Below are 12,146 nucleotides of genomic sequence, written 5' to 3' on the forward strand. Positions count from 1 at the left end.
GCAAAAGCACGTCCCGGCCTAGTATAACATGCTGCCAGGGCTTCTTCTAGTCTGTTCCTGGAGGCCAGGCGAAGAGAAGAAAGTCCAGACAGGAGAATCAGCAGTATCTTAGCAAAAGCAGATCAACACGTGTATATGATGATAAGGAGCAGGCTTTCTTAAACAAGGCAGGCCAGCCTTTCTGGCACCGGAGCTAGTACGCTCCTCTGCAGTACGCCCATGCAGTACGCTCAGCCAGACAAGGCCGGCCCGCTCTGTGTGCAGATCGTCTTTCAGGGTAGTCAGGCAGTCAACACAGGACAGCTGACAGCGGGTGCGCGCTGTTTCGTTAGCCAGCACCGAGCGAGGCAGGCGAGGAAAGCAGGGCGCTCGCCCCGCTCTCTCTAGATGCGAGAGTTGCAGCAGAATTCGCTCACCAACCACCTCCACAGGCAGGTGATCGCCAAAGCCAGCGACAGCTCATTCAGGACTTGGCGACACGCAATGTTACCATATATTCATAACGCGATCCGGGATAGAACACTTCACTATAGGCGATAGGTGAGCCGGTTTGATCGAAAGTGGTGCACGTGACGCGCAAGCCGGGTTCGTCCGGGGGAATGCGAAGGAGTTCGGCCTCACGCGCCGAAGGCAGGGCGGCTTTCACATTCTGCTCGGCGATATAGGGGGTCAGGCCCTCTGAGGCCATCATACTATAGAGTGAGCCTTCACCCAGTTCCCTGGCCCGCTGGTAGATGCCCGTGGCCCGCGGATATGGCAGATAATCGACCTCGTAAGCGATCGGCACCTCATCGGCAGTCCGTACACGCACCAGACGAATCGCCTGCTCTTCATCGAGGAGGCGCAGGCGCTCGCGCACCGTTTCAGAGCCGCGAACCAGCTCGCTCACGAGCAGCAATCCACCAGGGCGCTTGCCACGGCGGCGGATATCTTCGCTCAGGCTGGTCAGTTCACTGAGCGTCTGCTGCACGCGCGGCTCACAGACAAAGGTCCCTTTGCCATGTTGACGATACAACAGGCCCTCATGGACGAGTTCGGTCAGAGCCTGCCGCACCGTTGCGCGACTGACGCGGTAGCGCGCCACCAGCTCCGGCTCGGACGGGATAGCGGTATGTGGGGCTAGATGCCCGGCGCGGATCTGCTGCTTGAGCACCTCTTTGAGCTGGTAATAGAGCGGCAGCGGGTTCGAACGTTCCAACATTGGCATAATATACAGTCCCCCCTATGTCCAGACAACAGGATTCTACCTCTTAGGCAGTCAGGATGATGAGAAGAATATATCATAAAAGCCGAAAAGCGTCGAGAGGGGGACATACATGGAGAAGTGCGAGTCAGACGGGCGGTTTCTGAAACAGCCTTCATCGTCGCACTTCTCCTTCGACACTGCCTCTTACTTTCTCCCTTTACCCGCTTAGCAAGAGGATCAGGCGACGCTGACCTGAGCCAGGATGCGATCGATCTCGCTCTTCAGGCGCAGCGGATGAGGACCCACCAAGCGGGCTACCTCTCGACCATCTTTGAAGACAATCAGCGTTGGGACGGCCTGGATTTGCAGACGCATGGGTGTGATCTGGTTCTCGTCGATATCCATCTTAGCAAAGGCCAGCTTCCCCTGATACTCGTCGCTCAACTTCTCATAAGTAGGAGCGAGGGCGCGACAGGGGGGACACCAGGTTGCCCAGAAATCGACGATCACCGGCGTCGGAGACTTAAGCACCCGCGCCTCGAAGTCGCTATCGCTGATATGAAACAGATTGGAACGCTCAGCCATTCGCGTGACTCTCTTTCCCTGGAATGGAAATGGGTTTCTTTCTTGCCTTTTGAGGGAAGCAAAGATAGCCTCAAAGGCTTTCAGTTAGAACAACAATGGCAGCACTGCCCTTATTCCAGAGAGCCAGGCCACCGTTTGATTATACTCAGCGGCGTGAGGCTCTCGCAATAGCCAGGGCCTTGATTGTGACAAGAGTCCTGTTGCCGCACTGACCGAGCCGATGGCTGCTGAGCTGAGCCAAGCCAGAGCCATCTCCTTTCTGCTCCTCTCCCTCCTTCCATCTTCCCAGTTTCACTGCTCGCCTGGTGAGCAGGTCGAGATAGGGCCATCACCTCGACACAGTCAACCGGGTCGGATCGACTTTGTTTTGCCTCATTGCCCGACCGTCACCAGTCAGTCGGCCTGCTTCGCTTTGCCCGACCCTCATCTATCATCCAGGCAAGCGCTTGCCATGGCCGTCTTTGCGCCTCCTGTCTTTGTTAGCGATTGCTGCGGCTTCCTCCTTGCAGGATCATGAGGAAGCGCAGGATGTAGAGGAAGAGGTTCATCACCGTCACAAAGATGGCGACGGTGAGCATGATGGCGTTAGGTAGGGTATCGGCCAGATACTTGGCACGCTGTACATAGTAGAGCACATAGCCGCCGAAGATCGCGATGCCGACAATGGAAATCAGCAGGCCACCCAGGCCCGTGCCGAAGAGGCCGGGCAAGAAGAGGCCAATGATGCCCGCCACCAGCAAGAGAATCAGGCCGAAGAAGAGGTACTTCCCCAGGCCAGAGAAGTCACGGCGCGTGGTCCAGGCATAGGCGGCTAGCCCCAACGAGGACAACGCCGTAATCAAGAAGGCCTCACCGAGAATATTCCCCATACCGGCCCCGGTGAGGGCCATCACCAGGGGTGCCAATGACATCCCTTCCAGGAAGGTGAACAGGTAGAGCAGGAAGAGATTCAACCCATGCACATTGATCGCCAGCTGCAGGATAAAGAGGACGACCAGGCCACCCAAGGCAACTAGCAGGTAGGCCCCCAAGCCGGCAACCTGAGCAAAGAAGGAGATACCGACAAAGGTACCGATACAGGCCACCAGGAAGGAGATGGCCAGCAGCAACATGACCTTGCTAACCAGGCTCCCCGCCCGTTCATTGACGTAAGGAATCGTCTGGTAAGGATAGGAGCCAAGCCAGTTATTGCGCTCTCCTCCCATACCAAACGGCGAATTATAGCGTGGATTATACATGCTTCACCTCACTCAGGGAAACAAGCTGCTTCCGCTGCCACTCGGCTCCGATGCGATGCGCCTGGGACACAGTCTTGCTGCGCGGCGCTCGCCAGAGCCGCTGCCGTTTCTTGCTTCCTCCTTCATCAAGATATTACGCAGCCGTGGGCCTGAAGTTGTACACTCCCTCCCTCCTTTGCTCTCTGCCTTCTCCTTCTTCTCCCTTGTCTTCAGGCTCAGCGCGGATCTTTTCTAGAAAAGGAAACGCCCGGCAGGGCGGATTTATTTCGAGGACTCACGCCCCTCTGCCGGGTTCTCGGCCTCTGCACTGCGCGGCTTGAAGGAGGATTCGGCGATATTGGTGATATCGCAAGGTGGATGGTTACTATCGGCATGCCAATAGAAACTGCTACCCAGAGGCTTGTAGAGAAGACCCCCACAGCGAGGGCAGCGACGCAGTGTCTCGTTCTCCTGATCCTGACTCGTCGGCATAAATCCCTCACTCCTTCAGATCAGTGCGGAATAGGAGCCTGAGAAAAACACCTGACTGTAGGGGAGAGGAAGCAGGTATACCGATAAGCTGCCGGACTAGCAGCCGGGAGAAGCCAGCTGAGCCGAACCGGTTCCATCCATCAATCCTTCCTTCCTCTCGCCCATCTCCCCCCGTGAAGCCAGGGCGCTCGCCCAGGGCCAGCGTATGGCCTGGCAGGCGACGGATTGGGCGTTAGGCTCTTCCTTCCCTCCTATTTCCACCCCTCCTTTCTGGTTCCGCCTGTCTGTCCTCTTGCTCACCCATCACTGCTATGGCGCTGACACAACTTGCCCCAGGCCGAAGCTCCAGGCAAGGTGATCTCTCACCAAGCTGGGGGATTCCTTCCGCTCTGTCTACGCTTTTGATCAGCTGGCTATCCATTCTTATTCGCACTCGGCTCTACCAAACAGCAGAGGAAAGCCAGCTGCTGACCTCCATACGCGACTGGCTGGCTGGCTGGCTGGTTAGCACCTCAGTACAGAGTCAGGCCAGACACTTGCCTGCCCGATCTGTGCCCCTTCAGTGAGGGTCAGCCGGGAGTATCGGCCTGGGCCGGCGCGGCGGCACAGGGTAAGACAAGATAAGGTGGGCAGGGCAGGGACAGCCAGCGCCCACCTCACCACCTGCGGCGACTCACTGGCTTACATGACACTCCAGACGCCACAGATCTCGCAATAGGCCACACCAACCTCGCCGAAGGCCTTGCTGCGTGTCTCCCAGCGATCGTAGACGACAGCCAGGGAACCGCAGTTCCAACAGCGGGCGCGTCCACCAGCCTTACTTTCGCTTTCCAGGCGGCGCAGCAGCTGGCTGCGCGCCTCTTCGGCTCCGGTATAGCTGGGATTATAGGCCAGATGCAAGAGGTTGCCCAGCGGCAAGGTAATCTCATGGGATGGGGCCGGAGGTGACGGTTGTTGGAAGGTTGCCACTGGACCAGGGGCACTGGTGGGAATCGCCGCTGCCGGTCGGCGGAAGTACTCACGAGCCGTACGACGGCCCCCTTCCGCAGGCACGGCAGGGAGATAGTCGGGGCCTTGCCGCTCGCTTGGCGGACGTTCACCATTGGCCACCGGTGGAGTTCCTGGGCCGGCGGGTGTGGCGAGTGCTTCACTGGGCGGGAACGGCAGCGAGATAGCCTCTCCGGACTGCGTGGGAGCTTGTGCTCCCTGGCGGGGAGGCGCTGCCGATGCCTGCTCACCATCCAGCGGTACAATGGGAGCCTGCTCCGTTGTCAGTGGCTCGGCTGCAACCTCCTCTCCTTGCTCCGCCACATGGTTATGGTTGTCGTTCTCCGGTTGCTCTGGTGGATTCGCGCGTCTGCGCCTCGTTACTGGCATAGGGGCAGCTCCCTCAATAAAAGTTCTTTTCTCCTCGATGATACATGCACCTGCATTATATCACAGCCCTTTCAGTCCCTCAAGCAGATCGATGGTCTGCCCGCCCCTGACGTTGCCAGGCGACCAGCACGCTCCGCTTCCTTCCTTTTGCCTCCTCGGCTCGGCCCCTCTACCTCTTGAAGAATTCGGCATTGATTTTGATAAAATGCCTCCACTCGTCAGGCACCGCCGACTCTTCAAAGATAGCGTTGACCGGGCATGCCGGCTCACAGGCGCCGCAGTCGATGCACTCATCGGGATTGATGTAGAGCTGCTCGCTCTCCTCAAACCCCTCTTCGTTCGGTGTTGGATGAATGCAATCTACCGGGCAGACATCAACACAAGAAGCATCCTTCACGCCAATGCACGGCTGAGTGATCACGTAGGGCATCCAACATTCCGGCGCATCAACCCCTGCCTACGCCATAGCACGCTCGGCCTGTAAGCAGGAAGGGGGAACAGCGCCGCCTCCTTTTCCTCTGAGATGAGCTTGATCCAAGCCGGGGCCTATGCGTCTTCCTCGCAGCAAGAAGGTTTGGCAGTCAGCAAGCAAGCAATCAGGCCCCGCGTGTCTTCTCGAGCTCGCGGTCAGCGCCCCCCTGAGCTTCTCAGTCCATTCAGAGAGCGCGGGCGCCTCGTTGCTTTGCTGACTCTCTCTGGCAATGGGACCGCCCGGTGTGGGGTCGGCGCCGCCACAAGTCTGACTTTCCAGTCGTTGCTTTGAGCCTGCCCATAGGGCTGCCGTTGTTTTGCCGACGATTGCTATGCTCAATGGACAGGCACCGATTGTAGCCTAGTTCAGTATAGAAGGTTGGCAACTCGATGTCAATTCCAGATCACTGCTTTTCCGCGCCTGCGCCGCTCTTCGCAGCATTGGTCTGGCTCTCTCTCACAGCTGCCTCACAGTGCGTTTCCTGCAGGGTGGAGGGCAGTGCGCGCAGAGGAGGGTTTGCCCGCGCTGCAGCCAGAATGCTCACCAACGGCAGAGCCGCCGCAGCCCTCTAGCAGAGCACAGCCAACCCGAAGCTTCGGGTGAAGACAATGATGGTTATGGTCAGTTGAGATTTACGAGGCGCAACTCACATCTTGCCAAAACGGCTGTGATCCTTTAGAGTATTGGCATGGGTCAGCTTCTAGATCAGCTGAATTCAAGGCCTGCGGAGCGGCCTTCGCTGCTCTTGCTCACCCCAGGAGAGTGGCAGGATTATGCGCTCTTGGATAGCGGGGCAGGAGCCCGCCTGGAACGTCTTGGCCCCTACCGCTTTGTGCGTCCTGAGCCACAGGCCCTCTGGCAGCCTGCTTTGCCACGCAAGCTCTGGGAAAAGGCCGACGCTATTTTCGTGAGCGGCGCCCCACTGTCAGAGGAGCAAGAGCAGCATGGGCGCTGGCAGTTCCGTCATCCTCTTGAGCCGCGCTGGATGGTGCGCTATAAAGATCTGAGCTTCTGGGCCGCTCCGACGCCCTTCCGTCATCTGGGGGTCTTTCCTGAGCAGGCCAGCCATTGGAATTGGCTGGCAGACCTGGTGCGCGCTGTAGCCCCTCGGCGCCCGGTACGGGTGCTGAATCTCTTCGGCTATACGGGTCTGGCTTCTCTGGCCGCCGCCAGCGCTGGGGCCAGCGTGACTCATGTCGATGCCTCGAAGAAGGTTCTGGAGTGGGCCCGCGCCAATCAGGCCCTCTCTGGCTTGAGTTCCCGCCCGATTCGCTGGATCGTGGATGATGCGTTGAAGTTCGTTCAGCGCGAGGTGCGCCGCGGCTCGCGCTACGATGGGGTGATTATCGATCCGCCAAAGTTCGGTCGTGGCCCACGCGGCGAGGTCTGGAAACTCCAGGAGTCGCTTCCAACACTGTTGGCAACCTGCCGCTCTCTGCTGAGCGAGGAACCGCTCTTTGTGGTGCTGACTACGTATGCGATCCGCGCTTCGGCCCTCAGTCTCTACTACGCTCTGGCGGAGATGATGCGTGGGTATGGCGGCACGATTACAACTGGCGAGATGGTGCTGGTGGAGGAGAGCGCTCAACGCTTGCTGTCAACGGCCATCTTCGCTCGCTGGAGCTACGACCCACAGAGACCCTAAGTGATGCTTTGCCTGGATGGCAGAGAAGTTACTCTCCGTTGCGTCTTCTCCGCTTGCTTGACAACGAGCCTTGCATTGACTATACTTCTCCGGTCCGGTGTAGGCTTGCTCGTTGTTTGATCTTGAAAGGAGGCCCCTGGTGATGAAGGGACAGCCCTCGCTTCGACCTGCTCAGAGGCAGGCGATTCATCCCACGGTGGCCAGCTCAGCTCTCTCCCCCCTCAGGCAGCCAAAGCTGCTCGCTTTCTCTGCTTCCTGCTGTCCACCTCATCGTTGAACCCGTCCAGCGTCTGCTTTTCTCTTTCTCCTGGAGAGCAACCGCTTTCGCCAGCGGCCTGCAGACGCAAGGTCTGCGCTGGTCGCGGCCCAGCTCCCAAGGCCAACGCAAGAGGCAGGGCTTTTTTTGTCTTTTTTGATCATCTACTACGCTTCAACGGAGAAAGGAGCTTCGCTCATGCCTTTCACCAACTCACCTCTCGCCGATCCGCAATATGTGCGCGACCTGGGCGATGGCCTGCGATTGCGCTGGTCGCGCCCCGAGGATGCCGAGGAGCTGGCACGCCTGGAATGCGAGGTCTTTCTCAACAGGCCGGCTGATCCGCTCAATCAGCCGCTGGCCTGGCACGTGCGCGAGCTACTCAGTGGTGAACACCCGCTGATGGGCAGCCACGACTTTGCGCTGGTAGAGGACACGCGGAGCAGCCGCGATCGCGTGGTGGCCTGTGCCTGCCTCTGGCGTCAGTTCTGGGATTATGAGGGTGCTCGTTTGCTTGTAGGACGCCCTGAGCTGGTGGTGACCGATCCTGCCTATCGCCATCGTGGTCTGATACGCGCGCTGTTTGGACTACTCCATGCACGCAGCGAGGCCGAGGGCGCACTGGTGCAGGCCATTACGGGTATTCCCTACTTCTACCGCCAGTTCGGTTACGAGTATGCCCTGGATCTCGCAGGCTACTTGAGCTTTCCGGTGGTGCTGATTCCGCCTGCACCCGGAAACGAGCGGGAGCCAGTGCAGCTGCGCGATGCAACGCTGGAGGACCTGCCAGCGATTATGGCGCTCTATGAGGCTCACCGGCAGCGGGGAGAGCTGGCGGTGACGACGCCGATTGGTGAGGCGTGGTGGCGCTATCACGTGCTGCATCAGCAGGGCTGCCGCACGGGCGAGCACTGGCACATTCAGGTCATAGAGAGTGAGAGCGAGAGTTTTCTGGGCTTCCTGGTGATGCCGACGATGCGCTGGCGCTCGGAGGTGCCGGTGACGCACTGCTTTGAGATGGTGTCTGGGGTCGATCTGTTTCAGCTCTTGCCCTCTGTGCTGCGGGCGATTCTGGCACGGGGCCAGCAGATGCCAGTGCGACGAGCTCCTGCAGAGATCGATTATCTGCGCCTCTATCTGCCCATAGAGCACCCGATTCGTGCAGCGCTGCTGCGCCTGACCAATTGCTATGGCGAGCCGCTCGCGGTGAGGAGCAGCCGTAGCTTTGCCTGGTACGTACGTGTTGCCGATCTGGCGGCCTTTTTGCGTCGAGTGGCCCCGGTGCTGGAGCGCCGGCTGGCTCAGTCGCCACTGGCTGGCTACAGCGGCAGCTTGAGCCTGCACTTCTATGGTCATGAGCTGCTGCTGCATTTTCAGGCGGGCAGCCTGGAGGCGGTGCGGCAGGTGGAGCGGGCTTACGACTACGAGCAGGCTGCGGCGGCCTTTCCACCCCTGGTTTTTCTGCAGCTGCTCTTTGGCTATCGAAGCCTGGAGGAGCTGAGCTACGCCTTCCCAGACGTGGAGGTGAAGCCGACGGCGGAAATGCTGCTGCAGACGCTCTTTCCTAAGCGGCCTTCGTAGGCCATACCGCTGGGATAGGATTTCTGGGCCTCATGGTACGTGGCAGGGAGAGGGCCAGGGCAGACAGTCGGTGAGCGAGCGAGTGGTTGGGTTGCTCGTTCACCGGCTGTCTGCCTCTGGGTGGGTTCAGGCCACTTCGAGCACGCCCTGGGTGGTTTGTTCGATCAGGAGCCGGATGACCTGGTCAATGGAGCCGGTCTGGCGATAGATGGCGATCTGGCGATCGGCGCCGGTTCCACGGGGATCAGCTAAGAGGGCACGCAGATAGGCCATTTCCCGCTGGCTACCCAGCTCCTCGGCCACGTCGGCGACGAAGTCAAGGAGTTCGCTGATGGCCTCGCGCATGCTCAGGCGGCGGTGATTGGGGAAATCGAAGTAGGTGGCGTCCAGTCCATCGCGCATGGCTAACCATTTGTTTTCTTCGAGGTAGAGGCGCGGCAGGACGACAGTGGTGACTCCCTGCAGGTAGAGGAGGTAGAGCTTGGCCACGAGGGCCTGGCAGAGAGCGGCCAGGGCGATAGTATCTTCCAGGGTGGCTGGCATATCACAGATGCGGAATTCAAGGGTGTCAAAGAAGGGATGGAGGCGGATGTCCCACCAGATGCGCTTGCCATTGTCGATGGCACCGACTTCGATGAGGTCGTCGACATAGCGTTCAAAGTGGGCCAGGCTGGGCAGGACTTCAGGCAGGCCACTGCGGTTGCAGCGTTTCCAGACGACGGAGCGGTAAGATTTGATGCCAGTCAGTCTGCCTGCCCAGAAGGGCGAGTTGGCGGAGAGCGCCAGCAGATGGGGCAGCCAGAGGCGAGCTTGGTTCATGACAGCAATGGCCACCTCACGGTCGGGAATCCCGACATGGATGTGCAGGCCAAAGATGAGCAGCGAACGGCCTACGTCCTGCTCCTCTTCTTCCAGCTCTATGTAACGCTCGCGTTCGGTACGCTGCTGGTCCTGCCAGCGAGCCGTGGGATGGGTGCCCGCGCTGACGGGTACCAGGTCTTCTTTGGCCAGAACCTCGATGAGACGCCGGCGCAACTCGCACAGCTCTTGTCGGACGGCGGCGATATCGGCACAGACCGGGCTGATAATCTCGACCGTTGAGGCATGCATTTCGGGCTTGATCTGCTCGCCAAAGAGGGTTTGACCTTGCTCCAGGACGCGCTCGATGGCACCGCACAGTTGACCACTACAGCGCTCAACAAGCTGAAATTCTTCCTCTACGCCAAGAGTGGGACGATAAAGGGCTGAACGACCTTTCATACGTGATCCTTTGGTCTTCAAAGCGACAGGTCCGGCAGAGGTGGCTCCATCGACACGCAACGCCTTCAAGACGATCCTTTCGAATTATACTCTATTTTCCGTCTGGAATGCGACGAGCAGCACCTTGTCCGTGGGACGAGGCGAGGGAGGGCGAGCACTGCCTGTGCCAGGCGCGGAAAGGGAAGCGGGCAGGTCAGCAACCGAGCATACAAGCAGAGCCATCCACCGGCGTCGGGGCCAGTCTGGGTTTAGAATCGAGCAGGCCCAATATAGAGTTGTGAGCAGGCGATTTCGCTGCCCTCTTCTTCCACGTAGAGGCCAATGCTGCCGTTGACAGGGGCAGAAGGAGCAGAATCGTGCAGCGGTGTAGAAGAGAGTTCCTGTCCGTTGATGAAGAAGCGTAAGAGGGGGCCATGAGCATCGACCTCGAGGGTATTGACGGTCCCCGGCCCGATCAGCAAGCTGGGAGCTGGCCCTTCAGCCAGCGTCGTCCAGCGTCCGCTATAGCGCCAGACGGCATATGAGCCACCACCCCAGCTGGCAACGGCAAAAACGTAGTAGCGTTGCTGGTCGCTACTGGCTCGGAAGACCACGCCATAGTAGTCGGCGTCGTCGTGGGAGCCACGCACCTGGCGCACGTTGACGGCCAGGTGAAAATCGTCAAAATGATGGCGGGCGTAGAGCGCAAGAGCGCTGGTTCCCGGACTGGTATTGAGGAGATAATACTCTCCATCGGCAAAGAAGGCGCTAGAGCTATGAGGCCAATCGCTGGCTCCAGTCAGCAGTTGGTCGACGGGAGCGGTGAGGGCCACCGTGGGCTGAGGGGGAGAGAAGTCAGAGGTTGACAGGCTGGCGCTGGCGCCGTTGCCTGGTCTTGTGCGGGCGGCATGCAGGGCGTAAGCAAGCGAGCTGGAGCAGAGCAGGAGCAGCAAAAGCAGGGTCAGCAGCAGGATCTTCCATCTGCCGCTAAAGCTGGAGGGAATGGGCAGCGCTTCCAGGCGCCGAACGAGTGGGAAAGGGAGCCAGGCCGGTAGGAGCAGGCCATGTATGCTCAGGCGGAGACGGGCAGGTGTCTCTGGGCCAGCAATCGCCTGCTGGAAGGCCTCGCTCAAGAGCCGGGCGGAGGCAAAGCGCTCCTCGGGGAACTTGGCCAGGGCCTTACGCAGCACATAGTCGACCTGGGGCGGGATACGTGGATCAAGCTCGCATAGGGCTGGCGGTGGCTCGTGGACGTGTAGCAAGGCCAGTGCAATGGGGGAATCGGCCTGGAAAGGGGGACGTCCTGCCAGCAGATAGAAGAGGGTAGCGCCAAGAGCATAGATGTCAGCGCGGTGATCAACTGGCTCATTGAGGGCTTGCTCGGGGGCCAGGTAATCCGGCGTGCCCATAGGGATAGACATGGCGGCAGCCTGCTCGCTGGCTGGCGATTCCTCAACCTGGCCCTCGTTCGCTAACGCGTCCTGTAGCAGGCGAGCAATGCCGAAGTCACAGAGGAAGACGCGCCCTTGCTCGTTGAGTAGAATGTTCGCAGGCTTGACGTCGCAGTGGATGTAGCCGTGCTGATGAGCGTAGTCCAGGGCGGAAGCGATCTGTTCCACATAGGTGGCGGCCTCCTCTAGGGGGAGAGGGCCGTGGCGACGTACGTAGTGGGCCAGGGTGCCGCCAGCCAGATAAGGCATGACCAGATAGGCGAGGCCGGCCTCCTCGCCCCAGGCGTAGATAGGCACAATGTGCGGGTGCTGCAAGCGGCTGGCCGCCTGGGCTTCTTGCAGGAAGCGGCGCTGGAGTTCGAGGTAGGCCGTCCTCGTCAGATGGGTGCGAGGTAGAAAGACTTTCAGGGCCACGGGGGTGGAAGGGGTTGTTGAGTCATTGCAGCGAGCTAGATACACGGCGCTGCTTCCGCCGTAGCCAAGCAGCTTTTCGAGCACATAGCCCCCGAGGGTCTTTCCGAGTAGCTCCTGACCCCTGCTGTGCAACACTTCGCAGCACCTCTTTTCTTCGCCACTGCCTCGCTGGCGGCGGCCAGGCCATCGGCGCGAGGCGGGCAAGTCATGCCTGGGGCTTTTACCTGTCTT

10 protein-coding genes are annotated in these 12,146 nt (G+C 59.8%); 2 read left to right on the forward strand and 8 right to left on the reverse strand.

The genetic code is table 11. The features are described 5' to 3' along the window. Window positions 1–463: 463 nt before the first annotated feature. The 6 genes from A4R35_RS07250 to A4R35_RS07280 form a co-directional block, all read right to left on the reverse strand. Entirely contained in the window at window positions 464–1,207 is a 744-nt protein-coding gene (locus A4R35_RS07250; protein WP_112427946.1) for a GntR family transcriptional regulator, read from the reverse strand. A 216-nt stretch (window positions 1,208–1,423) separates the two neighbouring features. Beyond that, the gene (trxA, locus tag A4R35_RS07255) at window positions 1,424–1,771 is read right to left on the reverse strand and encodes a thioredoxin (RefSeq protein ID WP_112427948.1); all 348 of its coding nucleotides are present in this window, start codon (window positions 1,769–1,771) and stop codon (window positions 1,424–1,426) included. Between the two features lie 479 nt (window positions 1,772–2,250). Further along, on the reverse strand, window positions 2,251–3,009 hold the full coding sequence (locus tag A4R35_RS07260; protein WP_112427951.1) for a Bax inhibitor-1/YccA family protein: 759 nt from the start codon (window positions 3,007–3,009) through the stop codon (window positions 2,251–2,253). A 261-nt stretch (window positions 3,010–3,270) separates the two neighbouring features. Beyond that, window positions 3,271–3,480, reverse strand: a complete 210-nt coding sequence (locus tag A4R35_RS07270; RefSeq protein ID WP_112427955.1) for a hypothetical protein — start codon at window positions 3,478–3,480, stop codon at window positions 3,271–3,273. Between the two features lie 681 nt (window positions 3,481–4,161). Next, the gene (locus tag A4R35_RS07275) at window positions 4,162–4,857 is read right to left on the reverse strand and encodes a hypothetical protein (protein WP_112427957.1); all 696 of its coding nucleotides are present in this window, start codon (window positions 4,855–4,857) and stop codon (window positions 4,162–4,164) included. Between the two features lie 169 nt (window positions 4,858–5,026). Beyond that, entirely contained in the window at window positions 5,027–5,287 is a 261-nt protein-coding gene (locus A4R35_RS07280) for a 4Fe-4S dicluster domain-containing protein (RefSeq protein ID WP_112427959.1), read from the reverse strand. A gap of 823 nt (window positions 5,288–6,110) precedes the next feature. Between A4R35_RS07280 and A4R35_RS07285 the strand changes: the two genes are divergently transcribed. After that, entirely contained in the window at window positions 6,111–6,974 is an 864-nt protein-coding gene (locus A4R35_RS07285; RefSeq protein WP_223258244.1) for a class I SAM-dependent methyltransferase, read from the forward strand. A 454-nt stretch (window positions 6,975–7,428) separates the two neighbouring features. Then, window positions 7,429–8,811: a GNAT family N-acetyltransferase gene (locus A4R35_RS07290; protein ID WP_112427963.1), complete on the forward strand. Its 1,383-nt coding sequence runs from the start codon at window positions 7,429–7,431 to the stop codon at window positions 8,809–8,811. A gap of 126 nt (window positions 8,812–8,937) precedes the next feature. Here the strand turns inward: A4R35_RS07290 and A4R35_RS07295 are convergent, their stop codons facing one another. Further along, complete coding sequence (locus A4R35_RS07295; RefSeq protein WP_112427965.1) at window positions 8,938–10,071, reverse strand: carboxylate-amine ligase; 1,134 nt, start codon at window positions 10,069–10,071, stop codon at window positions 8,938–8,940. A gap of 248 nt (window positions 10,072–10,319) precedes the next feature. Beyond that, complete coding sequence (locus tag A4R35_RS07300; RefSeq protein ID WP_189361462.1) at window positions 10,320–12,050, reverse strand: serine/threonine-protein kinase; 1,731 nt, start codon at window positions 12,048–12,050, stop codon at window positions 10,320–10,322. Window positions 12,051–12,146: the final 96 nt, after the last annotated feature.

This window comes from Thermogemmatispora tikiterensis, assembly GCF_003268475.1.
GTDB classification, from domain to species: domain Bacteria; phylum Chloroflexota; class Ktedonobacteria; order Ktedonobacterales; family Ktedonobacteraceae; genus Thermogemmatispora; species Thermogemmatispora tikiterensis.